The sequence below is a fragment of the Bordetella sp. N genome (genome assembly GCF_001433395.1).
Taxonomy (GTDB): Bacteria; Pseudomonadota; Gammaproteobacteria; order Burkholderiales; family Burkholderiaceae_B; genus Bordetella_C.
This window is the reverse complement of record NZ_CP013111.1, coordinates 1,092,599-1,116,821: the sequence shown is the minus strand read 5'-3', so window position 1 is coordinate 1,116,821 and position 24,223 is coordinate 1,092,599. Positions and strand designations below refer to the sequence as shown.

Below are 24,223 nucleotides of genomic sequence, written 5' to 3'. Positions count from 1 at the left end.
ACTGGCCCCACGCCAGACAAGGCGCCGTTATTTGCCGACGCCAAGCCGCCCGCCACCCTCGACGCACCCGTCGCGTCCCGCTGCCATGCCCTCGACCGCCTCGACACCGCGCCCCGGCCAGCTCGCCGCCATACTGGGCGCGCTGGACCGGCGCTATCGAATCGCGGCCGCGCCGGCGCATGCGGCCGACGCGGCGACCACGCACGCCGGCCATCCCGCGGCGCAGTTGGCCCTGGTCATCGAGCGCGCGCGCGTCGCCTTGCAGGATGGCGCCGCGCCGGCCCCCACACGCGCGCCTGACCTTGCGCTGCCGCGCGCCGTAACGCTCGATACCACATTGAAGAACGCGTTTCTTGACGCCCTGGCGCGCCTGATACAGGAAGCACTGCGCCCCGTGCATGGCGATCCGGCGTTCCAGGCCATGGTGTTGCGGCACCGCGTCCCTCGCGTGCGCGAGTACGCGTCCCTGTCGGCGCACGCGGACCAGGACAGACGCCTTGTCCTGGCTGGTATCAATGCCGTCGCTCATCCCGGTAAGCGGCAACGCCTGCCGCCCGGCACCTTGCGCGAGCAGCTGGAACGCCTGCATGCGGATGCGGCATTGGAAAACTGGGCGGCCCTGGCCGACGGCGCGCGCCTATGTTTGGCCACCCCGGACCTCGAACCCGCCGCGCCCATCGCGCGGGGCCTGGCAAGGCTGCTGGACGATCCCGCCCTGGCCAGGCTGCAAAGACTCGCGACGCTCGCCGGCGACGATCAGGTGCGCCAGTACGACGCGCTGTGGGAACAGCTGGGCCCACGTTCCGGCAGCCCCCAGGCAGCCGCCCTGGGCAAGACGACCCAACGGCGCGGCGCCGTCGTCGAAGCCCTGGCCGCGCAAGCGCTGGAGTCATGGGCGCGCCGGCTGGGCGAAGCCGACGGCGACGCATCCGCCTACCGCGTCGCCACGTCGCTGCGCGTGCCTGCGGCGCTCGCGGGCAATGCGGACCGGGCCAAGACGGAATGGGATGTCGTGCTGCTACGCCGCGCGCCAGCCGAAGCCTGGGACATCTGCCTGGTCGCCGAAGCCAAATCCTCGATCGACGCGGCCACCACCGACTACCCTCGCCTGCGGCGCGGTCTGCGCCTGCTCGCGCAGGCCGACGACCAGGTTTGCTACGCCTTCGCCAGCCAGCAAGGGAGCGTGCAGCTAAGCGGCGCGTCCTTGCGCGCCCTGCCCACGCAAGACGAAGAAATGGCCGATGCCGTGCTCTATTGCTGCGACGCACCCGCCAACGAAGGCCCACGCCTGCTCAACGCCGCCAGCCGCATGCAGCTACTGTCAGCGCCCGCCAGCCTGGCCTACGCCGCCCGCTTGACGGAACACGGCCCCGCCGACGCGGCCACCTTGGCGCCCGTGTGGGACGATCTCTTGTCCTCCGCGCAGTGGCGCTCGGTCCTGCAGCAATACGCCACCCTGCGCCAGGTGCGCGAACTGATGGTCCACGTGGACGATATGGCCAGCGCGGCCGCCGCGCATCCCACAGCATCGCGTTGACACGATTGCCCGCCTCGAGGGCTTTGACGCGTCAGGCAGGCGTACTCAGTGGCCCGCCCGCCCAAGCAGGTGCTCGGACGCGCGCCAGGCGTGGTGGGCGATGCGGGCCAGCCGTCTCACGTTGTCGATACGCGCCAGGGCTTCGGCGGCGGTCAGCTTGCCGGGCGTGACGGCGGCCAGGGTCGCGGCCCGATGTTCGCGCTCCAGCGCGTCCAGCGCCTGCGTGGCGTCCGCCATTTCCGCGAGCTCGGCCTGCGCCTCGGCCGACAGTTCCCAGGCGACGGGGTCGGCCCGGCCGCTCAACGCGCGCTGCGCGGTGATCGACGCGGCGACCTCCGCCATCTCGCCCATGGCTCTGGCGCACAAGGCGGCGGCCTGCGCGTCGAGCGGCGCGGCATCGGCCGTTGGCCCGGACGAAACGATGCCTGGTCCGGCCGCGACGTTCTCCACCAGGCGCGTGGCGTGATCGAGGGCGTGCAGGATACTGGTCAGGCGGTGCAGGTCGGCGGCGCTTTCCGTTTCGGCCGGGGCATTCAATTCGGACAGGAAATCCCGGGCGTCTTCCAGCGACTCATACGCCGCGGCCGTGCCCTGCACATTGCGCGGGCCACCGGGCCCTGACAACGCCGCCCCGACCGTGACGGCCATCGTTTTCAAGACCTCCGCCACCGCCCGACGCGCCGCCTCCACGGCCACCACCGGATTGGCCAGCGCGCTGCGATCGAGCACCCGCTCCACCGCCGTCTCCTTCGACGGCATCAGGCGTTCGACCACGCGCGTGAACCACTGGGTCGCGGGCAACAGCACGGCCACACCCACCACGTTGAAGGCCGTGTGATAGGCCGCCAGCAAGGTGGTACCGTCGATCGACGTCGCCAGCCGCCCCATCAAGGCCGCCGCGAACGGGAAAGTAAAGATGGCGATCAGCGCCGCGATGATCTTGAACAGGACGTAGGCCAGCGCCAGGCGCTTGGCCGTCACACTGGCGCCGAGCGCGGCCAAGGCGGAGCTGGTGGCCGTGCCTATGTTCTGCCCGATGATCAGGGCCGCTCCCTGCTCCAGGCTTATCGCGCCCGCGTAGAAAGATGCGATAGTCACCGCGGTCGAGGCCGTCGACGACTGCATGACCGCCGTCATCGCCAGGCCCACGATGATCAGCATCAGCAGCCCGCCCGTTCCCGTCAGCCAGCTGACGCCGGTCATCCCAAGCACGGCAGGCAGGTCGGAGGGATTGAGGCTTTGCGCCAGCCCGCCCATGCCCTGCTGCAAGGTGGTCAGACCGTACAGCACCAGCGCGAACCCGGCGAAGGCGCCGCCCGCCGCGGACAGCCGCCCCTTGCCCAACAGCTTCAGCAAGGCGCCGATGAAGATCATGGGCAGCGCGTAAGCCGCCAGCGACACGCGCACGCCGACCAGGGCGATCAGCCAGGCGGTTCCCGTGGTGCCTACGTTGGCGCCGAATACCAGTCCCAGTCCTTTGGCGAAGGGCAGGATGCCGGCGCTGACCAGGCCTATGGTGGTCATGGTCACCGCGCTGGAAGACTGCACCAGCAGCGTGACCATCGCGCCCCAAAACGCGCCCGACCAGGGCGTCGCCGCCGCCTTGCCCAGCACCGTTCTCAGCGCCGATCCCGCCAGCGCTTTCAACCCGTCCGTCATGACGGTCATGCCGAGCAGAAAAAGCCCGACCCCACCCAGGATGGCAATCGCGGTAGACATGGATACGTCCTTCGGCTTGCTGCGGGGGCATCTTCCGCCAGGCGCGGACGACGGCACGGGAGCGTGCGCGGCTATCTTAGCGCCGTCCCTGGCTGCCGCAAACCGGAGCGGTCGCGTCCTGCACCGCACCCGCCAGCCGCCACCACATGACGCTGGCCGCCAGCAGCAAGGCCGCGGCCAGGGCCGCGCACAGGTGCATGCCTGCCATGAAGGCCTGCGGCGCCGTGTCGCGCACCAGGTAGCCGCACACCGCCACACCCAGCAAGCCGCCTATCTGACGCGCGGAGTTGAGCACGCCGGACGCGATGCCCGATCTCGATGCGTCCGCCGAGGACAAGGTGATATTCGTCATGGTCGGCACCGTCAGCGCCGTTCCGGTGGCCGCCAGCAGCATCGGCACGGCGAGCCACACGTAGGCACCGTCGGCGCGGACCGTGAGCAGCAGCAGATAGCCTAGCGCCGCGATGGACATGCCCAGCACCATCAACCAGCGCCCGCCCATCCGCAGGATCAGGCGGCTGGCCGCCACATTGGCCGCCATCAAGACCATCGTCATCGGCAGGAAGGCCAAGCCGGTCTCGGCCGGCGACAGTCCCTGCTCCACCTGGAAAAAAAGGCTGAATACGAAAATCAACCCGTAATAGCCGAAATTCACCGCGACACCCGACAAGGACGCCATGGTGAACGCGTGCGCCCGGAACAAGGCCAGGGGCAACATAGGCGCGCGGCTACGGGTTTCAACGTGGACAAACCCCAAGATGGCCAGCGCGCACACCGCCATGCCGCCCAACACCCATGGGCTGGACCAGCCCAGGCCGCCGACCTCCATCAACGCCACGGTCAAGGCCGTTAAGGCCACGATCGCCAGGCCCTGCCCCGGCCAGTCGAGGGACCGTTGGTGTCCCGGCGGATCCTCCGCCACATACTTCGTGGTCAGCCATGCACCCAACACGCCAATCGGCAGGTTGATGGCGAAGATGGCGCGCCAGCCCCAGTGCTCCACCAGGAAACCGCCCACTACGGGCCCGGCGGCCAACGACAGGCTGGCGATCCCGCCCCACCAGCCCAGCGCTCGGCTGCGTTGTACCTTGTCGGGGAAGGCCCGCTGCAACATGGACAGCGAGTTCGGCACCAGCAGCGCGCCGCCTATGCCCTGGAAGACGCGCGCGGCCGCGAGCATGCCAAGGTCGCCGGCCAGTCCGCAAGCCGCCGACGCCAAAGTAAAAATCGCCAGGCCGCACAGATAGAGCCGGCGCGCGCCGTAGCGGTCGCCCAGGGAGCCACTGGTCAGCAACAAGGCAGCGAAGGCCAGCGTGTAGGCGTTGACCACCCATTGCAGCCCGGCGACGTCGGTGGCGAATTCAAGGCGCAGGGCTTCGAGCGCCACGTTGACGACGCTGACATCCAGCAGCACCACGACAAAGCCCAGCACCGCGGCGGCCAATGCGCCACGTGGGGAATAGACAGCAGAAGACATGGGAATGACCGCGCAAAAGCCTGAGACCCGCCGATGCTACGCAGCAGCGCTATCCGCGTAAATTCCCTAAAATCGCACCCCAGACTGGAGAAAACGCACAGATGTTCGATTGGGAAAACTTGCGGCATTTCCTGGCCGTGGGCCGCGCCGGCACCTTGTCGGGCGCCGCCCGCGCCCTGGCGGTGGACCATGCCACGGTCAGCCGGCGCCTGGCGGCGCTGGAACGTGAAGTGCAGGCCGTGCTGGTCGAGCGCCTGCCGCGCGCTTGCCGGCTGACACCCGCGGGCATGCAGGTTCTGGAGCAGGCCAAGCTCATGGAAACGGCCGCCTTCGCCATCGAAAGACAGGCACGCGCCAGCCAGGTGGTCTTGAAGGGCCGGGTGACGCTAAGCGCGCCGCCGGTGCTGGCCACGCACTTCCTGGCCCCCCGCATGGTGGACTTCCAGGCCGCGCATCCCGGCATCCAGCTGGCCGTATCGTCGGAAGCGGGACAGGTGTCGCTGGCGCGCGGCGAGGCCGACCTGGCGCTGCGCATGATCCGTCCCAGTGAAGCCAGCAGCGTCACCCGGCGCGTCGGCCGGATGTCTTTCGCGTTCTATGCCAGCCGCCGCTACCCGGTCCTGCGCGATCCCAGCCAATGGACCTTCATCGCTTATGAGCAGCGTTACGGCCGCCTGCCCCTGGCACGCTGGATTCGGGAAGCAGCGGGCGACCGTCCCGTCACTTGCGAACTCAGCGACACCAACAGCCACCTGCTCGCCGTGCAAGCCGGCGCCGGTGTGGCGGCCCTGCCCTGCTTCCTGGGCGATGCCGACAAGGCCCTGGTCCGCGTGGAGAACCCGGCCACGCCCTTTTGCCCTGACTTATGGCTGGTGACGCACCGCGACCTCAAGCGCAACAAGACCGTGCGCGCAGTCATGGACTACTGGGCGGAAGCCTTCATCAACGATCCGCAAATGCGGGCTGCCCCTTGACGCTTGGGCGTTGCCGCAACGTGGCGTACCACGTGCGCAAGGCATCGCAGTCCTCGGGTAGGGGCAGCTTGACGAGATCGGCGAACAGCAGGCCGGCGATCAAGGTGATGTCGGCCATGGAGAACGTGTCGCCGGCGACAAAGCCTCGCGTTGCAAGAATGCCGTTGAAATAGCGCATGCCGCGCAGGGCCTTGTCGCGCTGACGGAAACCCCATTCCGGATTCTGATAGACCTCCACATCAGGCCCCAGGCCCGGCGTGCCATGGTGGAAATACACGCTCACCGCGTCCAACACCTCCAGCTCGGCGCGCTTGTTCATCATATGGATCAGCCCCTGCTCACGTGGCGTCGCGCCGGTCAGTGTGGGCGCGCCGTCCAGGGCGTCCAGGTATTGCGTGATCGCCGTGCACTCGGCAATGTGCGTGCCATCGGCAAGCTCCAGCACCGGCAAGGTACCGGAGTAATTCCTCGTGGCGAGAAACTCGGGCGTCTTGTGCTCGCCCTTGTACAAATCGACAAACTGGAATTGGACCCGCTCTGTCAGGTTCTTCTCCGCCAAAGCGATCCGCACGCGCGTGGGATAAGGCCCGGTGGGGAAATCATGGATCTTCAGCAAAGGCGTACGTGCCATTTCTTGAGCGGCTGCTTGGGCAGTCATGGATGACTCTCTCTGACAAGACTTGGAAAGGGACGCAAGCAGGAATGCCTGCGGACGCGACGGCTGGCCAACCGCCTACCTAACGATCGTTAGGTAGAGAATAAGAGGTATATTTGCCGACGTCAATCTCTACCGGGAATCTTTGTGTTGAAGACCGAAGCGGGCGCCAACGCCAAGGACCGCATCCTTGCCGCCGCCACGAAAATGGCCCAGGCCCATGGTTATGGCGGCCTGAATTTTCGCGACCTGGCGGCGGACGTCGGCATCAAGGCGGCCAGCATCTACTACCACTTCACCAACAAGGCTGATCTGGGGGCTGCCGTTGCCCGGCGCTATACGGAAAACGCCGCCGCCACGCTGGATGCCCTGTTGGCTGAAGAAGGCGATCCGCAGCGCGCGCTGCGGCGCTATCCGCAGACGTTTCGCAAAGCCCTGGAAGCGGATAACAGGATCTGCCTGGGCAGCTTCCTGGCCGCGGAAAGCGTCGATCTGCCGGAGGAAGTGAACAAGGAGGTGCGCGCCTTCGGTGACATGAACATCGCGTGGCTGAACAAGACGCTGCTTGCAGCCGGAACGGTCGGGCCCGAAGCCAGCGAACGGCGGGCCCGCGCCATCTTCGCGGCCGTGGCCGGCGCCCAGTTGCTTGCAAGAAGCCGCGCCGACGTCTCGGTCTACGACGGTTTGATCGACGGCTACCGGGAAGCCGGCCTCTTTTAAGTTTCTTCGCAGGCTTCTTCATAGGCCTTTCTGTAAGCTTAGGTGCGTAACCTTCCTGCTTACTTCAGCCCACGCAATACAGGGAGACAACCCAACATGACCTGGTCCGCGCAGCAATATTCCCGTTTCGAAGCCGAACGCACCCGCCCCGTCCGCGACCTGGTCGCGGCGATTCCGAATGAAGACGTCAAGGTGGCGGTGGACCTGGGTTGCGGCCCGGGCAACTCCACCGAGGTCCTGGCGCAGCGCTACGCGCAGGCCCAGGTCACGGGGCTGGACAGCGACCAGGACATGATCAACGCGGCCCGCAAGCGGTCGCCGCAGACTTCCTTCGAACTGGCCGATATCGAAAACTGGGCGCCTTCCCAGAAATACGATGTGATCCTGGCCAACGCGTCGCTGCAATGGCTGCCGGACCATCAGACGCTGTATCCCCATCTGGTCGACTGCCTGACGCCGGGTGGCACCTTGGCCATCCAGACCCCCGACAATTTGCAGGAGCCCGCGCATCTGCTGGCCCAGGAAGTGGCGGCCGATGCCCGCTGGGGCGGCAAGATCTCCCAGGTGCGCCACCACAACCGCCACACGCCGCAGTGGTACTACGGCCTGCTGCAGACGCGCTGCCAGCATCTGGACGTGTGGCGCACCACGTATTTCCATGCGCTGGAAGACGCCCAGGCCGTGGTCGAATGGTTCAAGGGTTCGGCCCTGCGCCCCTTCCTGGCCAAGCTGGACGACAGCGAAAAAGCCGTGTTCCTGCAGATGTACAAGGCGCGCATCGAGCAGGCCTACCCGGCCCTGCCCAGCGGCACGGTGCTACTGCCCTTCCCGCGCCTGTTCATCCTGGCGACGCGCTGACGCGGCCTGCGCCAGGAACGTCAGGACCGCCCGATACGACTCCGCATTGCCCGCCGCGTTGGCGGCGGCGGTGCCGCCCGCGTCCAGCAGCAAGCCCGACATCGCGTGGGGCTTGTTGATGAGGGTGGCGGGCAAGGTCGGATAGTGAACGTGGTGGCCGGCGCCGGCACAGACGTGATGTTCGACCGGCAAGCCCGCTGCCTGGCGCTTGCGCACCACTATTTCCGAATAGGCGGTGCTGGGCCAGAAGCCGTCGTCCGACGCGCTGACCAGCATGGTCGGACCGGGATAGCGCTCGATCGGGATACGCGCCCGTTCGAACGCGGCGCCGTCCCGCGAGGCGCTCAGAAAGGCCAGGGTCTGGCGATAAGGCGGCGCCGTGGCATAGGCAGCCTCCCAATCGGCGGTCGCATTGTCCTGCCAAAGATGCGGCAAGGGCTGTCCGCCCTTGGTCCAGACCTGTGCATCGCGACCGGTGCCAGGCGCCCCCGCGCTGACAACGCCGTGCGTCACGGGCGACGGCACGTAGGCCACCACCGCGCTGACCAGCTCGGGATAATGGGCCGCGATCAGCAGCGACATCTCGCCGCCCCGGCTGATGCCCGACACGGCAACGAAGTCGTCCTTCGGCTGCAATTCACGCCGCACCCATCGCAGCGCCTGCTCGAAATACTCGAGGGGCATGTCGTTGAGATACTTCGGCCGGCCCGGGTAGTTGAATACCGCCAGCGCCAGGCACTGATAGCCGCGCGCCGCGAACAGCGCCGCGCGGGGCGCATTCACGCCGCCGGACGAACCGTTCATGTACACCACCACGGGATGCGGCCCCGGACCCGGCGGCGTATAGAGCTCGCCCGCCAAGGTCATGCCGTCAATATCGATAATCAGGGACTCGTGCCGCACGCCGGGCCCGACGAATTCCTGGATCAATACCGCGCTGGCCGACGCCCCGCCGCTGGTGGCGCGGATATCCACGACCAGGTCGTCCGTGCGATCCGGCGGAAACACCACGCGGTCCATTTCCTGGCACTGCATGGACCAGACGATGCCCATGGCCGAGGGTTGCGCGTAAGAGCCTGCCACCGGACTATCGCGGCCCAGGTCCAGGCAGCCGTCATGGCCGGCCAGAAAGACCGACTCCGACGACCACAGCGCGCCGCACATGCGCATACTTGCGGCAACGGTGACGAAGGCATAGGGCGCGAAGCCCTGCAAGCGGATCTCGCGCGCCTCGTCGATGAGGGCGCGTTCCGGCGTGACGACGATGGATGGATGCATAAGGGAATGCGCGGGACGGGCCCCGGCTTCAGCTGCTCAGCTCGGTCTTGGGCACGTTGTTGTCGCGGATGACCTTGGCCCACAGGGCGTTCTCGTCCGCGAGTATCTTGTCCAGTTGCGCCGAGGACGAGAACTCGATGGCCACGCCCTGATCGGCGAACTGCTTGATGAAACCCGGATCCTCGGTGCCTTTCTTCACCGCCGCTTCCAGCACGGCGACCACGTCAGCCGGCATATTGGCGGGACCCGAAATCATCATGCGGGTATAGAGCTCCATGTTCGGCACGCCGGCCTCGGCCATGGTCGGCACGTCCGGCAGGCTGGACAGGCGCTGGTCCGCCGTCACGGCCAGGGCCTTGAGCTTGCCCGATTTAAGGTGAGGCAATGCCGACGTCGGGAAGTCGAAGGTGCTCATGACCGTGCCGCCCATCATGTCGATCAGCGCCGGACCGCTGCCCTTATAGGGCACCCCCTGGAATTCGGTGCCGGTCTGGGTCTGGAAATGCAGCATGGCAAGATGGTTGATCACGCCGATGCCCGCGTGCGCGCAGGTGATGTCACCCGGCTTCTTCTTCGCCAGCGCGACGAACTCGGCCACCGTGTTCACGCCCAGGGCCGGATTGACGATGAGTACCATGGGCGACTTGCCCATGGATCCCAGCTGCTTGAAGTCCGCCTGCTTGTACGGCAGGTTGGTGTACAGCAGCGGATTGAGGATCATGCCGTTCGTGCCGGCGAAACCCAGGATGTAGCCGTCGGGCTTGGCGCGCGCCACCGCCACCGTGGCGATGATGGCCTGGCCGCCAGGCCGATTCTCCACCACCACGGTGCCGCCCATGGCCGGCCCCATGCGTTCGGCCAGGGCCCGCGCGGCGATGTCGGTCAAGCCACCCGGCGCGAAGCCGACCAGCAGCCGGATGGGATGGTCGGGAAAATTGCCCGCGGCCCGCGCGCTGCTGACCACATAAGGCAAGGCGGCCAGCGCGCCCAGCATGTGACGACGAGTCAAAGCCATGCGGCACTCCCTGATCGGAATGGGAAAACCGTATGGTCGTGCAAGCGTCAGCGGGAAGCCATCTAGGGCTTTCCCTCAGCTTCGCGTCAGTCGCGCCAGCCGGCCCACAGCTGCTTCAAGGCCTGCGCCGATTCCTCCGTCAGCGGCCACGCGGCCGGCGGACGGGGCGCGCCGCAGTCCTGGCCCAGCAGCTGCAAGGCTGCCTTCACCACGCTGACGTTGCAGCCGTTCTGCTCCTCCGCGCGCAAGGACTCGAAGGCGCGCATCTGGTCGATCAGGGTGCGGGCGCGCGGATAGTCGGCGGCTTCCAGGGCCTGGTAAATGGCCATGGAATGCGCCGGCTTGACGTTGATAAGGCCGGACGTAAAGCCGCGGGCGCCCATGGCGTACAAGGGCGGCGCCCAGATTTCGGCCAGGCCGCACACCCAGGCCAGATCCAGGTCCGCGGTGCGCCGCATGGCTTCGCCCATCAGCAAGGGCGTGGGCGATGCCCACTTGATGCCGACCACACCCGGCAGGCGGCACAGCGCCTCGATGGCGGCCAGCCCGATGTTCTCGTTGCGCAGGTACAGCACGATGGGCAGGCCGCCGCTGGCGTCGCTGACGCGCTTCACGTATTCGACCACCCCGCGCGGCGCCACGAAGGGATCCGGCAGTTGATGCACCATCAGGCCACTGGCGCCGGCGCGCGCCGACTCGCGTGCAAGGCGGCAGGCCTGGCCGATGTCGCGGCCCACGCCGCCCAGCACCGGCGCGCGTCCGCCCACCTGCTCGGTCGCCGCATGCGCCATGGTCACCGCTTCCTCGGGCGACAGGCCGTAGAACTCGCTGGTATTGCCGTTCACGACCAGGCAGTGCACGCCTGCATCCACGGCGCGATCGACGATGGGGGCCAGCTTGTGCGGCGCCAGCGCGTCCTGTTCATCGAACGGCGTCACCAGGATGCCGGAAATACCGTTGAGCGCGGCGCGCAACTGCGGGAAAGCAAAGGCGGTCATGACATGTCTCCAGGATTTATACGTGGCAACTCGCTGGCGGCAGCCCCTGGCGACGGTAAACCGCCGCCAGGAACGCCCGCACAATCTCTGGAAGATAGCAGATAGCCCGTCAGGTGACGAATGGAGACCTAGCGGGATTTTCCGCGCAGCTCCGCCAGCAGTACCACCGCCCTATCGGTACGCACATCGTGCTCGGCCGCCATCTGCCTGGCCAGCGCATCGATCTCGTCGCCCACGGCGCCGGCCACCAGCGCGATGTTGCGCGCGTGCAGCGCCATGTGGCCGCGCTGGATGCCCTCGGTGGCCAGGGCGCGCAGCGCGCCCAGGTTTTGCGCCAGCCCCACCGCCACCGCGATTTCGCCCAGTTCCTGGGCCGTCTTCACACCCATGATCTTGAGCGACAGCTGCGCCAGCGGATGCGTCTTGGTGGCGCCGCCGACCAGTCCCACCGGCATGGGCATCTCGATGGAACCCACCAGCGCCCCGCTGGTGTCCTTCTCCCACCGGGTCAGCGACGTATAGTGGCCACCCCGGCAAGCCCAGGCATGCGCCCCCGCTTCCACGGCGCGCCAGTCATTGCCGGTGGCGACAATGATGGGATCGATGCCGTTCATGATGCCTTTGTTATGCGTGGCCGCGCGATAAGGATCCACGGCGGCGAAGGTATAGGCATCGAGCACACCCTCGATGATTTCCTCACCCTTGCGCTCCTTGGTCGTCAACGTCGCTGGTGTCAGGCGAACCCGCGCGCGCGCCAGGCGCAGATCGGCCAGATTGGACAGGATGCGCAGGCGCACCGCCCCACCCGTCAGCTTCTCCACCAGCGGCGAGACGGACTCGGCCATGGTGTTCACCGTGTTCGCGCCCATGGCATCGCGCACGTCGACGATCAGGTGCATGACCACCATGGCGCCGCGCGGCGTGTCGGGAAACACGTGGATCTCGATATCGCGGCAGCCACCACCCAGGCCGATCAGGACCTTGTCGCGGCTATTGGCCACCTCCAGGATCTCGTCGCGGTGCTTGAGCAAGGCCAGCCGCGCGCCGTAGGGGTCGGTCACGCCCAGTATCTGCACCTGGGCTCGCATCAGCGGACCCGTGCTGGAAGTCTCGAAACCGCCCGTGTCGCGCGCCAGCTTGGCCATGTAGGACGCCGCCGCCACGATGGAGGGCTCCTCCACCGCCATGGGCACCAGCACGTCACGCCCGTTCACCTGGAAATTGCCGCACACGGCCAGGGGCAGCTCGAAGGTGCCGAAGACGTTTTCGATCATGCCATCCGCGCGCGCCAGGGGCAGCGCGCCGGGCCGCTCGATCAACGCGGCCTCCGCTTCAGTCAAGCCGCAGGTCTTGACGAGGTACTGCGCGCGTTCGGCGGGCGTGAGCGCACGGAAATTGGGCAGGCGTGAGTCAGCCATCAGGAAGTCTCCTTGGAAAAGGTCGGTCGGAATGAATGAAGATGAAGCCCGGTGAGTGCCGCGCGCGCCGGGTGTGTCAGCGCGGCTACCCCCGCGCTCAGCCGGCGCCGGCGGGATTCCTGGCGCGGGCCATGAAGCGTTGCAAACCCGCTTTCGCTTCGTCGCAGGTGAAGGCGCGCTGTCCCAGCACGGCCTCCTGTTTGAAAGCCTGGTCCAAGGGCAGATGCGTCAGGGTCAGGGCTGCTTCCTTGATCACGGCCACGGCCACCTGGCCTTTCTGGGCAATGCCGCGCGCATACTCGAGCGCGACCGCCTCCAGCTGGTCCGGCTCGACCACACGGTTCAGCAACCCCATCTCCGCCAGGCGCGCGGCCGGAAAGCGTTCCGCGGTGAGCATCAGTTCCATCGCGTAGGCGTAGGGAATCTGCCGCACCAGGCGCACCAAGGTGCCCCCCGCCGGCGTAAAGCCCAGCGCGGCCTCGGGCAAGGCGAACACCGCCGTGCTGGACGCGATACGGATGTCCGTCGCCAGCATGATTTCGAAGCCGCCGCCCATGCACAGGCCATTGATCGCCGCGACCACGGGTTTGTAGTAGCCGTTCTGCTTCAGATGCGCGCCATCCCATTCCGAAATATCGAAGCGGCCTTCGGCCAGCGCGGGAATGGATTCGCCCAGGTCGGCGCCGACGCAAAAAGCCCGGTCGCCCGCCCCGCCCAACAGGATGACGCGCACGTCGTCGTCCACCTGCGCGCGCTCGAAGGCCGCGCCCAGGTCCTGGTACATGGCCAGGGTCAGCGCATTGAGCTTCTCCGGCCGGTTGAAGCGGATATGCGCGATGGCCTCCCGCACCTCGTAAGTGATACTCATGTCAGATCACCCCTTCGGCCACGAAGCGCTGATAATCCGCGGCATCCACGCCCAGCCAGCCCTTCAGCACCACTTCATTGTGCTGGCCGAACGCGGGCGCCCCGCCCTGCGTCTGTACCGGAGTGCGTGACAGCTTCATGGGGCTGCCGAAGGCCTGCACGGCAGCGCCGTCGACCTGGGTGGACACGAACATCTCCCTGGCGCGCAGATGCGGATCCTCGACCACCTCGGCGATGGTCTTGATGGGCGTCACCGGGATGATGTCGCCCGCCAGGGCCTCCAGCTCCGCCTTCGTACGCCCGGCGCACCAGCGCTGGACGATGGGCTGTACCCGCCTGGCGTAAACGTCCGGATCGAAGCGCTTGGCCATCGTGTCGATCTCGGTATCGGTTACCAGATCGGGCTCGCCGAACAGCCGGCAGGCCTCGCGCCAGAACTTGTCGGTGTAGGCGCCGAAGAACACGAAGCCGTCCTTGCAGGCGTACTGGCCGTAGGGACGCACGAAAGGATGATCGTTGCCCAGCGGCTCGCCGACGATGCCGTCGACGGTGTAATTGACGATGGCGTGTTCCGTCAGCGTCACCACCGAATCCTGTTGCGCCACATCCACCTGCTGGCCCAGGCCGGTCTTGCGCATGTCCACCACGGCGGCCAGCGCGGCGATCGTCGCGTAGAACGAGGCGGACAAATCGCCGATGATGGTCCCTACACGCAAGGGCGCCTGGCCCTTGGCGCCGTTGATGGACCACAAGCCGCCCGTGGCCTGCGCGCTGTTGTCGTAAGCGGGCCGCTTGGCGTTGGGACCCGTCTGGCCGAAGCCGCTGATGGAGACATAGATCAAGCGGGGATTGCAGGGCTTGAGGGTTTCATAATCCAGCCCCATGCGCGCCATCGTCCCAGGGCGGAAATTCTCGACCAGGATGTCCGCCTTGGCGACCAGCTCGCGCAGCAATCGACGACCGCCCTCCGACTTCAGGTCCAGGCTCACGCCCAGCTTGTGGCGGTTGTACTGGGCGAAGAACGCGCTGGCCTTGCCCTGCTCGCCCTGCACGAACGGCGGAAAGTCCCGCACGTAATCCGGTTCGGCCGGGTTCTCGATCTTGATCACCGTGGCGCCCAGGTCCGCCAGCATCATCGTGCAATAGGGTCCCGCCACGACCCGGGTCATGTCGATGACCACCAAGCCCCGCAAGGGGCCCTCGCCCAGGGGCAGTTGTGCCAAATCATCATTCACTTCGATACCTCCGATGCCAACTCGATCTGTCCGCGTTCGATGTGCAGGGTCTGGTTCTGCACACCCTCCAGCAGGGATGCATTCGATTCCGTCACGATCACGCACAGCCGCGGATGGGACGCCCGCAACCGGCGCAGCGAATCCCCGTACTGACGGGCCAGGGCGGGCGCCAGTCCCTGGAACGGCTCGTCCAGCAGCACGAAGCGCGTCCCCACCATCAGCGCGCGCGCCAACGCGACGATCTTGCCCTGCCCGCCCGACAACGCCGCGCCAGATCGCGGCAGCAGCGCCTGCAGCTGAGGCACGCTGGCGAGCACACCGTCCAGCCTTTGCCGGATCTCCCCGGCGGGCACGCGCAGCACCTCGCAAGGCAGGGTGATGTTCTGCGCCACGGTGAGTGTCGGCACGATGACCCGGTCTTCCGGCGCGTAGCCGAAACCGCTGGCCGCGCGCCGGGCGGCCGGTTGACGCGCGATATCCTCGCCATCCAGCAACAACCGGCCCGCGCGCAGCCGGGCCAGGCCCATGATGCTGCGCAGCAGGGTCGTCTTGCCGGCGCCGTTGCGGCCGACCACGGCCACCGTCTGGCCGGGCTCCAGTGCCACGCTGACATCCCGCAGCACCGCGTGGCCCGCCAGGTCCACATTCATGGATTCAATCTTCAACGTCATCGCAACCCCAGCACTTCCCGGCGCACCACCGGATCCGAGAAAACGGTTTGCGGCGTGCCGTCCGCCGCGATACGGCCATCTATCCAGGCGGCCACGCGGGTCGCATATCTAAGGACGATGTCCACGTCATGCTCCACGAACCAGCTGGTAACGCGGCGCGCTTCCAGTGCGTGCATCAGGGTCTGCATGACGCCGTGCTTGTCCTCGGACGCCACGCCGCTGGTCGGCTCGTCCATGATGACCAGCTTGGGTTCAAGCATCAGGGCGATGGCCACGTCCAGCAGCTTGCGGCGCCCTTCGGGCAGCACGGTGGTCGGATGGTCCGCGTAGGGCTGCAATTCCACCAGCGCCAGCATCTCGTCGACCGCCTTGCGGTCCGCGGCCGTGGCCAGCGCGGTCCAGCGCGACAAGGTGCCCTTGCGGCTGACGGAGGCCAGCTGCAGGCACTGGCGCACGGTATGATCCATGAACAGCTGCGGCAACTGGAAAGAGCGGCCTACACCCAATCGCGCGATCTGGCGCGGCCCTTTGCGCGTGATATCGGCGCCTTCGAAGAAAACCTTGCCCTGCGTGGGCTTCAGATAGCCGGTGCAGATATTGATGAACGTGGTCTTGCCGGCGCCGTTGGCACCGATGACCGCAAGATGCTCGCCCTGCTGCAAGGCGAAGTCGATGCCATCCGCCGCGTTGATGCCGCCAAAGCGCAAGGTCAGGCCTTCGGTGCGCAGGAGTTCAGTACGAGAGGCTGTCATGGCTGCCTCCTTTGGTGGTGTGCCCGGTCGCGGGAACCGTGTCCTGATCCTTGGCCGCTTTAGCGCCATGGTCCAGCGGCGCCCGTGCCTTGGGCGTCCTGCGCAGGCAACCGACGATTCCCTGCGGCGCGAAGAAGATCACCGCGATCAGCGTCAGGCCAAGCAGCATCTGCCAGGCATTGGTGAAATAAGCGGCCGCGCCCAGCTTGATGGCTTCGAAGACCGCGGCGCCGATGAAAGCGCCGACGGCATGCGCCGACCCACCCAGGATGGCGATGAAGACGTACTCGCCCGACCGGATCCAGTAGCCGCTTTCCGGGGTGACCAGGTTCTGCTCCAGCGCCAGCAAGGCGCCAGCCAGTCCCACCAGGACGGCCGACAGCACATAGCCCTGTGCCAGGGCCGCCCTGGCCGACACGCCGATATATTCAAGGCGTGTCTCGTTGCTGCGGATCGCCAGCATCACCTGTCCCGCCGAAGACACGAAATAGCGCTGCACCAGCCAGCCCAGTCCGGTCGCGAGCACCGCCACCAGCCCCAGCATGGCGTACTCGAATTCGCCGCGATCCAGAACCATGCCAAGAAAGGTCGGCCGTTCGAAACGCAGGCCGTCCGTGCCGCCGGTCCACGCGTACAGTTTGCCGGCCAGCGCGAACAGCACCATGGAGATGCCCAGGTTCAACATCCCGAAGAAGATGCCGCGGTAGCGCGTGACGAACGCCGCCACGATGGCGCCGAAGGCCGCGCTGGCCAACACGCCGGCCCCCAGCACCACCAGGGCATCGGTCCCGGGGAAATAGCGGGCGGTAAAACCGGCGCCATAACCGCCGATGGCGGCATACATGGCATGGCCGAAGGACACCTGGCCGGCGCGCAACAGCACCGTCAGCCCCAGGGCGGCCAGGCCATAGCAAAGAAAGGTGATCAGCGGCACGCGCGCGGACGGCCAGATCCAGCCCGCCACCAGCAACAAAGCAACGCCGGCGGCCACCGCCAGAGGAACGAGGGGTCGTCGCATCAGATCCTCCGCGCCGCGGTGACGGAGAACAGGCCATGCGGGCGCACCAGCAGCACCGCGACCATCATCAGATAGGGCATGACCACCTCCAGCTCCGGCAAGACGTACACCACCATGGCCCGGCTCAGCCCGATGAGCAAGGCCGCGATCAGCGCGCCCGTGATCTGTCCCAGGCCCGCCGTCGCGATCACCGCGAAGGACGTGACGATCATCTCCGCGCCCAGCCCCGGCACGAAAGAAGTCATGGGCACCGACAGGGCCCCGCCCAGGGCGCCCAGCGCCCCCGCCAGCGCGAAGGTCAAGGTCCCGACGCGCGCCGCGTTGATGCCCAAGGCGGTGGCCACTTCCCGGTTATGGATGACCGTGACGATCTGGCGGCCCGCCAGCGAATGCCGCAGCAGAAATTGCAAACCCGCATACGCCGCCAGGGCGACACCAGGCACGAACAGCAGCTGATAGTTCATGAAAGTCACGCCGCCCAATTCCACCGTGCCCATGCGGCCGGCCAGATCGCCGGCGCTGACGGGTGTCGATCCCCAGATCATGCGTTGAAGATCCTCCAGCACCATGAAGGCCGCGAACGTCACCAGCAATTGCAGGATCGGGTCCCGGTCCTGGAAGAAGCGCAGCAGGCCCCGTTCGAGCAGCATACCCAGCGCGCCGCCCACCACGGCGGCGGCCACGAACAGGGCCAGGATCATCACCGGGGTGGACGACGTATGCGGCGTCAGCCAGGCCAGCAAGGTGGCGGCGCTGTAACCGCCGAAGGCATACAGGCTGCCATGCGCGACGTTGATCACGCCGAACACGCCGCATATCAAGGTCAGGCCCAGCGAGATCAGGAACAGGAGGCTCGCATAGGAGACACCGTCGACGCTGGCCAGCAAGATGAGGTTGAGGTCCATGGCTACGTATCCGCGCCGCGATTCAATGGCGACCGCACGCTCAGTTGCCCACGCGCTTGATCTGCGCGTTCTGCACCAGGTCGGGCTTGAGCGACTTCACCCACTCGACCGACTTCTGCCCCACCGGCGCGGCCACGATGTCCGCCGGATAGAAGGTCAACTGGCCGACGAGCGGAAACGCCTGCGAGGGATCCTTGCGGGTGATGCCCAGCAACTGCCCCTGCAGGGCCTGGCCGTCCTCGCGCATGCGGATCGGCCGCGACAGGCCGCGATATTCGGAGCCGCGCAAGGTCGTCGCCAATTGCTCGGCCGAGGGCCACTTGCCGCCGTTGTCCGCCAGGAAGTGCTTGTACGCCCCGGTCGTGGCCTTCAGAGCCTGGATCATGTGATACACGGCGAAATTGGGATAGGCGCCCGTGCGTTGCTTGAACTTCTGCACGAAAGCGCGCGTCTCGGGGTCGTTGGCGTACTCCGGATCGGCGAAATAGCCATCGCCGACGAAACCCACGATCACGCCCGGCGGAATGGCGTCGCCCAGACGTTCCAGCGACGAGTCGGCCAGCGGCAGGATGAATTGCGAGTTCTTCAGCAGGCCGCGTTGCGAAGCCTGGCGCAGGAAGGTATCCAGGTCGCCGCCCCATGCGGTCGACAGCACCACGTCCGGGCGCAAGGCCTGCAGGCGCGTCACTTCGGTGGAGAAATCAGGCGCGCCGAACTTGGGGAACAGCTCGGCGACGATCTTCACGTCCGGCTTCAGGGCCAGCAGCGTGTTGCGGAACACCTCCCACGAGTCGCGTCCCCACGCATAGTCCTGGTTCACCACCGCGATGGTCTTGAAATCCGGCTTGGTGCGCAGCAACTGCAAGACGGCCGCGACCATTTCCATGGTGCCGTTCGGCCCCGTGCGGAACACATACTTGTAGCGCCGGTCTTCCAGCACTTTCTCGGTGGAGCATTCCCACAGGATGTTGACGACCTTGAGGTCCTCCGCCACCGGGGCCAGGGCATTGCAGTAGCCGCTGGAGATCGCCGAGATCATCACCTTCTCGCCGGGCTCCTGCGCCAGGCGGCGATAGTCGGACAGGAACTTGTCGGCGCCCTGCCCTTCGTCTATCCAGGTGGGCTTGAGCTTGACGCCATCGATACCGCCGGCCGCGTTGAAGTCCTCGATCCACATATCGGCGGCCGCCTTGGCGGGCGCGCCCAGAACGGAGGCCGCTCCGGTCATGAAGGTACTCATGCCCAGCCTGATTTCAACGGGGCGAGCTTGCTGGGCGTGGGACGTGCCTGACAGTGCGAGCAGAACCGCACTCGCACCCAAAAATTGGGCGAGCAACTTCATGTTTTGTCTCCTCAGCCTCTAGACTGAAAATGTTTTAGTACGTGCATAATGCCGGCTAAGCAGGCTGCAAGATATGGACGATGAATACATAAGTGGAATGATTTCCTGTCCACTAGCGCCATATCCCCTGGTATGCCGCAGTGCAGTTCAGGGTTTTCACTGAAGCCACCATGTCGAAACACCAAGACCTTTCTTCCGCTCAGTCGCTGGTCCTGGCGCCAGGCGAATTGCAGTCCGAATTACTGGCGATGCTGCAACGCAATGCCAGTACGCGCGACTATGACCAGATGCTGGCGCGCGTCGAAAGCAATGTGCATGACGCGGCCGAGCGCTCCCTGCTGGTGGGCAGCATCCGCGCCGCCGTCGCGATCTGCGAGCAGCAGACCTTGCAGCAGCGGCGCGAGAAAGGCCTGCTGGTGGTGCTGGAAAGCGCCAACGACCTGACCGCCATCCGCGACCTTGAACTGGTGCTGGGCGCCATCGTCAGGCGGGCACGGCAGATCTTCGCGTCGGACATCGGCTATCTGACCAACTTCGACCGGCTGCGCGACGATTTCTATATCCGCGCCGCCGAAGGCGCGATTTCAGAGCGTTTCAAGAATGTGCGCGTGCCCCAGGACCATGGCATCTGCGGCCACGTCCTGACGCACAAGACGCCCTACCACTGCACCGATTACCTGATGGACCATGGCTTCGCCCATGAACAAGGGATAGACCTTGCCATCAAGGAAGAAGGCGTGCGGTCGCTGCTGGGCGCGCCGCTGATGGTCGGCAACCATTGCATCGGCATGTTGTGCATCTGCGATCGCCATCCGCGCCATCACGAACCGTGGGAAGTCGCGATGCTGTCGACACTCGCGGCGCAGGCGGCCATCGCCATCGAGAACGCGCGCCTGTTTCAGGAGACCCAGGTGGCCCTGCAGCGGGCCAGCGAAGCGAATGCGTCGTTGCACCGCCAGGCCGCTGAAATCGAGGCCGCGGCGGAAGCCCAGGAGCAGATGACCAAGCTGGTCGCGCGGGGCTGCACGGTACTGGATCTGCTGAACGAGGTGGCGTCCCTGCTCGATGGCCATATCGCGCTGCTGGACGAGGCCGAGCAGCTGCTGCAACGTACCGGCGCCGACAATCCGCTGGATGGCCTGATGCGCAAGACCCACGTGCAGGATGCCGTTCATCTGGCCCTGTCCGCCTGCCGCCGATCAGGGCGCTCGCAAGCGGTGGAATGGGCCGGTGCCGCGGCCGAGCCGCCCGGGCATGTCCGCATCGCCGCGCTGATGGGCGCCGATCGCCTGCTCGGCGCGCTGCTGATCGCGTCCGAACACCCCATGACGCCGACGCAGGTGCGCACCTTCGAACGTGGCGCCCTGGTCGCTGGTGTGGTCATGCTGTCGCAGGAGCGCAGCGAACTGGTGGTCAGCAACGAATCCGCGGCCACCATCCGGGCGCTGGTCAGCTGGCAGCAGGAAAGCTTCCCCGCCTTGCAGTCGCGCGCCCAGGCCTTCGGGCTGGATCTGTCCCATCCCTTGCGCCTGGTGGTTCTGAGCGTCGAGGAAAGAGACATCGAATACGCCTTGCGGCGCGTGCGCGCCGGCATCGCCCGCGGCACCTTGCTGGAGAAATTCGAAGGTCTGCTGGTGGCGATCTGCGCGGGCGAAGCCTATCCGCAACTCGAACAGACCCTGCGCGATACCGTGGTGAAGGACGAGCGACTGAACACCCTTGGCGTCATATCCGGGCCCCTGACCACCGTGACGGCGCTGCCGGGCAGCTTCCTGGCGCTCAAGCGCGGCATCGGTATCCTGCGCGCGCTGGGCCGCTCCCATGAGATGGTCGCCGAGTCCGCGCTGACGATGTATTCGCTCTTGTTCGAGCAAAGGCAGGCCGCGGACGTGTCGCATTTCATCGAGGCCACCATCGGCAAACTGGTCGCCCACGACCAACGCCGCAATACCGATATCGCGGGCACCCTGCTGGCGTATCTGGAGCACACCCAGAACGCCAGGTCCACCGCCGATCACCTGCAAATACACGTCAACACGCTAAGGCAGAGGCTTGAAGTCGTCGATGGCCTGCTGGACAGCTGGCGCGACGGCGGCCGCTTCCTGGAGCTGCATGTGGCGCTGCGGCTGCATACCCTGCGCAAAGGTCTGCAGGGCGGCGCCGATTAGGTAAGCCACGCAGGTAAGCCGCATAGGCAAGCCGCCCGGCCGCTGCAGGGCCGCTCAGGGCACTTGCGTAGGCTGCGTATTCGGAACGATGGCCGGTTCGGGACCCGCCGCTTCGGGCAGGCGCTGCGCGTTGAGGATGTCCAGCATCTCGCCCATCCACAGCGCATGCTCCAGATGATCGGTTCTGGGGCGCCCCGTATTGGGATGCACCAGCACGACCAGGCCGCGCCGGTTGATCATGAGCCACGGCACGAAGCGGGCGAATTCGCTGGTCGCGAAAGCAATCTGGTACATCGGCCGCGCGTGCGGGCCGACCAGGGTGTCGTGCCAGCGGCCCAGCAGCACCGGGAAGCGCTGGGATATTTCCTCCCGGATGGCTTCGGCGGCCTGGCGCTGCGCCGGCCCATCGAAGTAGATATGCGCGTGGTAGCTGCGTATCGTGTCCAGCGCGTGTACCGGCTGCGCCGGCTCGGGTGTCGCGGGCGTTCCCGCGGGCGTTTTATCCATGCGATTTTCCGTTTCTTGAGTCCTGGACCCGATGCAAAGCCGCCCTGCCCTCAGGCTAGATGCTGCTTGAACCAGGCCACCGTGCGGTCCCACGCCAGCTTGGCCGCCTTCTCGTCATAGCGGGGCGTCGAATCGTTATGAAAGCCGTGGTTGGTGTTCGGGTAGATATAGGCTTCGTAGGTCTTGCCGGCCGCCTTCAAGGCCGCTTCGTAGGCCGGCCAGGTCCCGTTCACATTGGGATCGGTTTCGGCGAAGTTGAACAGCAGCGGCGCCTTGATGCGCGCCACGTCTTCCGGTTTGGCTTGCCGCCCATAGAACGGCACCGCCGCCGCCAGCTTCGGATTGGCGACGGAAACGGCATTGCAGACGCCGCCACCGTAGCAGAAACCCGTGATCCCCACCTTGCCGGTGGTCAACTTGCTGGCCTGCAGATAATCGACGGCGGCGAAGAAATCGTTCATCAATTTCTGCGGATCGATCTTCTGCTGCAGCTCGCGTCCCTGTTCGTCGTTACCCGGGTAACCGCCTACCGAGCTCAGGCCATCGGGCGCCAGCGCCACGAAACCGGCCTTGGCCGTGCGGCGGGCGACGTCTTCGATATAGGGATTCAAGCCCCGGTTCTCGTGCACGACCACGACGCCTGGCACTGCCCCGGTCACCTTGGCCGGCCGCACCAGGTAGGCGCGCACCTCGCCGTGACCATCTGGCGAGGGATAGCGGATGTATTCCGCGACGATGTCCGGATCGGTGAAGGACACCTGCTCCGCCAGCGCGTAATCCGGGCTCAGGGAAGCCAGTATCCCCGCCGCGGTCAAGCCGCCGACCGCGTACTTCGCCGCCCGATCCAGAAAGTCCCGCCGGTTGATCCGGCCATGCACATAGCCGTCGTACAGCTCCAGCAGTTCCGGGGCGAAGTCCTTGGCGGTAAGTCGATTCATGCAGATCTCCTGGTGCGCGAGGCGGGTGAATGCGGCTAGAGGTCGATATTGCCAGAAGAATGCGCCGCCCGTACAGGCGACCCCGGTCCTCGCCTAAGGGATGATGGCTTACGAGCACATGAAACAAAACCCACATTTTCGCTAGGGAAAGCCCCTAACATCCGTGCATTGCCGCGCTGTATGCGTGCTAAATACAATCCGGATGTCGATTTCATTACATCCAGGCGGCGCCACCGTATCCATGACCGAGTCGATCAGAGCCCTCGTCCAGCAGAAGGTGCGGGACTTCACGCCATCCGACCAAAAAATTCTCGATGTCCTGCTGAACAACTACCCCAGCGCCGGCCTGGGCCCCCTGTCGGCGCTGGCCGGGTTGGCAGGTGTCAGCGATCCGACCGTACATCGCCTGGTGCTCAAGCTGGGCTTCGACGGTTTCCCCGCCTTCCAACGTGCCTTGCTCGCTGAAGTGGACGAGCGCATGAACTCGCCCATGGCCCTGCTCGAAGCCCTGCCCTCCGACCGTCCCGACGGCGATGCGGGCAAACACGTCTTCGCGCATCTGGCCAAGAGCCTGGCCAAGACCGCCGAGCAGACCCACGAGGCCGACTTCCAGCTGGCCGTCGACCTGTTGGCGGACACCAACCGCGCCGTGCTGTGCTGCGGCGGACGCGCCAGTGCTTTCCTGGCATGGCGCGCGGCCTCGCATCTGAACCAGATCCGCCCCCATACGCTGCAAGTGGAACCGTCCCTGGACCGATCCAGCGCTCAGCTGATGGACATGAAGCTGGGCACCGTGCTCATGGTCTACGACTACCGGCGCTATCAGGATTCGGTGATCCGCTTCACCAGGATGGCGCATGAACTGGGCGCCGAGATCATCCTGCTGACGGACGAATGGAAATCCCCCATCGCCGAATTTGCGCGCGTCACGCTGACCAGCGCCGTGCAAAGTCTCTCGGCTTTCGATACCAAGGTGCCAGCGCTGGCGCAAACCGAGGCCTTGATGGCCGCGCTGCTGCAAGCCATACCCGAGCTGGCCCGCCAACGCATGCGAGAACTCGAAGCACTACGCCAGACCGAAGCATTCTAACGAGGCCGAAAGCGGCCGCACAAAGCAAGGGGAATTGCTTGAAAGACCAGAGAAGAAACACCCGGGCTATCACCGGCACGC

At 66.2% G+C, this 24,223-nt stretch carries 22 protein-coding genes; 6 read left to right on the top strand and 16 right to left on the bottom strand.

The annotated features are described in order from the left end of the window. Positions 1-85: 85 nt before the first annotated feature. Positions 86-1,537 (top strand): hypothetical protein, encoded by a 1,452-nt coding sequence (locus ASB57_RS04845; RefSeq protein ID WP_057651027.1) that lies wholly within the window; start codon positions 86-88, stop codon positions 1,535-1,537. Between the two features lie 45 nt (positions 1,538-1,582). On the opposite strand, the gene ASB57_RS04840 is transcribed toward ASB57_RS04845, so the two are convergent. Together ASB57_RS04840 and ASB57_RS04835 are read right to left on the bottom strand one after the other, a co-directional pair. After that, positions 1,583-3,256, bottom strand: coding sequence for a Na/Pi cotransporter family protein (locus ASB57_RS04840; protein WP_057651026.1), 1,674 nt, complete (start codon positions 3,254-3,256; stop codon positions 1,583-1,585). A gap of 76 nt (positions 3,257-3,332) precedes the next feature. After that, positions 3,333-4,733, bottom strand: a complete 1,401-nt coding sequence (locus ASB57_RS04835) for an MFS transporter (protein ID WP_057651024.1) — start codon at positions 4,731-4,733, stop codon at positions 3,333-3,335. Positions 4,734-4,834: 101 nt separating this feature from the next. Between ASB57_RS04835 and ASB57_RS04830 the strand changes: the two genes are divergently transcribed. Continuing rightward, on the top strand, positions 4,835-5,707 hold the full coding sequence (locus ASB57_RS04830; protein ID WP_057651021.1) for a LysR family transcriptional regulator: 873 nt from the start codon (positions 4,835-4,837) through the stop codon (positions 5,705-5,707). Here ASB57_RS04830 and ASB57_RS04825 read toward each other — a convergent pair. Beyond that, positions 5,676-6,365, bottom strand: a complete 690-nt coding sequence (locus ASB57_RS04825; protein WP_057651019.1) for a glutathione S-transferase — start codon at positions 6,363-6,365, stop codon at positions 5,676-5,678. The genes ASB57_RS04830 and ASB57_RS04825 overlap by 32 nt on opposite strands. Before the next feature lie 147 nt (positions 6,366-6,512). On the opposite strand from ASB57_RS04825, the gene ASB57_RS04820 reads away from it, so the two are divergent. Together ASB57_RS04820 and tam are read left to right on the top strand one after the other, a co-directional pair. Beyond that, entirely contained in the window at positions 6,513-7,082 is a 570-nt protein-coding gene (locus ASB57_RS04820; RefSeq protein WP_057651017.1) for a TetR/AcrR family transcriptional regulator, read from the top strand. A 96-nt stretch (positions 7,083-7,178) separates the two neighbouring features. Beyond that, positions 7,179-7,940, top strand: a complete 762-nt coding sequence (tam, locus tag ASB57_RS04815; protein WP_057651015.1) for a trans-aconitate 2-methyltransferase — start codon at positions 7,179-7,181, stop codon at positions 7,938-7,940. On the opposite strand, the gene ASB57_RS04810 is transcribed toward tam, so the two are convergent. The 11 genes from ASB57_RS04810 to ASB57_RS04760 all read right to left on the bottom strand — a co-directional run bounded on the left by ASB57_RS04810 (position 7,899) and on the right by ASB57_RS04760 (position 19,439). Next, the gene (locus ASB57_RS04810) at positions 7,899-9,218 is read right to left on the bottom strand and encodes an acyl-CoA thioesterase/bile acid-CoA:amino acid N-acyltransferase family protein (RefSeq protein ID WP_057651013.1); all 1,320 of its coding nucleotides are present in this window, start codon (positions 9,216-9,218) and stop codon (positions 7,899-7,901) included. The genes tam and ASB57_RS04810 overlap by 42 nt on opposite strands. Positions 9,219-9,246: 28 nt before the next feature. Further along, positions 9,247-10,233 (bottom strand): tripartite tricarboxylate transporter substrate binding protein, encoded by a 987-nt coding sequence (locus ASB57_RS04805; protein WP_057651011.1) that lies wholly within the window; start codon positions 10,231-10,233, stop codon positions 9,247-9,249. 86 nt (positions 10,234-10,319) lie between these two features. Then, complete coding sequence (locus ASB57_RS04800; RefSeq protein WP_057651009.1) at positions 10,320-11,231, bottom strand: dihydrodipicolinate synthase family protein; 912 nt, start codon at positions 11,229-11,231, stop codon at positions 10,320-10,322. Between the two features lie 128 nt (positions 11,232-11,359). Next, positions 11,360-12,652 (bottom strand): hydroxymethylglutaryl-CoA reductase, degradative, encoded by a 1,293-nt coding sequence (locus ASB57_RS04795; RefSeq protein WP_057651007.1) that lies wholly within the window; start codon positions 12,650-12,652, stop codon positions 11,360-11,362. A gap of 94 nt (positions 12,653-12,746) precedes the next feature. Then, positions 12,747-13,517 (bottom strand): enoyl-CoA hydratase/isomerase family protein, encoded by a 771-nt coding sequence (locus tag ASB57_RS04790; RefSeq protein WP_057651006.1) that lies wholly within the window; start codon positions 13,515-13,517, stop codon positions 12,747-12,749. A 1-nt stretch (position 13,518) separates the two neighbouring features. Further along, positions 13,519-14,751 carry a CaiB/BaiF CoA-transferase family protein gene (locus ASB57_RS04785; RefSeq protein WP_231755340.1) on the bottom strand — a complete coding sequence of 411 codons (1,233 nt, stop codon included), beginning with the start codon at positions 14,749-14,751 and terminating at the stop codon, positions 13,519-13,521. Continuing rightward, positions 14,748-15,422 (bottom strand): ATP-binding cassette domain-containing protein, encoded by a 675-nt coding sequence (locus tag ASB57_RS04780; protein ID WP_057651004.1) that lies wholly within the window; start codon positions 15,420-15,422, stop codon positions 14,748-14,750. The genes ASB57_RS04785 and ASB57_RS04780 overlap by 4 nt, the downstream gene beginning before the upstream one ends. Beyond that, positions 15,419-16,174, bottom strand: a complete 756-nt coding sequence (locus tag ASB57_RS04775) for an ABC transporter ATP-binding protein (RefSeq protein ID WP_057651001.1) — start codon at positions 16,172-16,174, stop codon at positions 15,419-15,421. The genes ASB57_RS04780 and ASB57_RS04775 overlap by 4 nt, the downstream gene beginning before the upstream one ends. Continuing rightward, positions 16,155-17,192 (bottom strand): branched-chain amino acid ABC transporter permease, encoded by a 1,038-nt coding sequence (locus ASB57_RS04770; RefSeq protein WP_082621381.1) that lies wholly within the window; start codon positions 17,190-17,192, stop codon positions 16,155-16,157. Before ASB57_RS04770 ends, ASB57_RS04775 begins: the two co-directional genes overlap by 20 nt. After that, complete coding sequence (locus ASB57_RS04765) at positions 17,192-18,097, bottom strand: branched-chain amino acid ABC transporter permease (RefSeq protein ID WP_057650999.1); 906 nt, start codon at positions 18,095-18,097, stop codon at positions 17,192-17,194. Before ASB57_RS04765 ends, ASB57_RS04770 begins: the two co-directional genes overlap by 1 nt. A 40-nt stretch (positions 18,098-18,137) precedes the next feature. Beyond that, positions 18,138-19,439 carry an ABC transporter substrate-binding protein gene (locus ASB57_RS04760; RefSeq protein WP_057650998.1) on the bottom strand — a complete coding sequence of 434 codons (1,302 nt, stop codon included), beginning with the start codon at positions 19,437-19,439 and terminating at the stop codon, positions 18,138-18,140. Between the two features lie 170 nt (positions 19,440-19,609). On the opposite strand from ASB57_RS04760, the gene ASB57_RS04755 reads away from it, so the two are divergent. Further along, positions 19,610-21,607 (top strand): GAF domain-containing protein, encoded by a 1,998-nt coding sequence (locus ASB57_RS04755; protein WP_057650996.1) that lies wholly within the window; start codon positions 19,610-19,612, stop codon positions 21,605-21,607. A 54-nt stretch (positions 21,608-21,661) separates the two neighbouring features. Here the strand turns inward: ASB57_RS04755 and ASB57_RS04750 are convergent, their stop codons facing one another. After that, a complete protein-coding gene (locus ASB57_RS04750) occupies positions 21,662-22,114 on the bottom strand; it encodes a DOPA 4,5-dioxygenase family protein (RefSeq protein ID WP_057650994.1) in 453 nt (150 codons plus the stop codon). A gap of 50 nt (positions 22,115-22,164) precedes the next feature. Then, positions 22,165-23,052: a YghX family hydrolase gene (yghX, locus tag ASB57_RS04745; protein WP_057650992.1), complete on the bottom strand. Its 888-nt coding sequence runs from the start codon at positions 23,050-23,052 to the stop codon at positions 22,165-22,167. 241 nt (positions 23,053-23,293) lie between these two features. On the opposite strand from yghX, the gene ASB57_RS04740 reads away from it, so the two are divergent. Continuing rightward, positions 23,294-24,142: a MurR/RpiR family transcriptional regulator gene (locus ASB57_RS04740; protein ID WP_057650990.1), complete on the top strand. Its 849-nt coding sequence runs from the start codon at positions 23,294-23,296 to the stop codon at positions 24,140-24,142. Positions 24,143-24,223 lie beyond the last annotated feature (81 nt).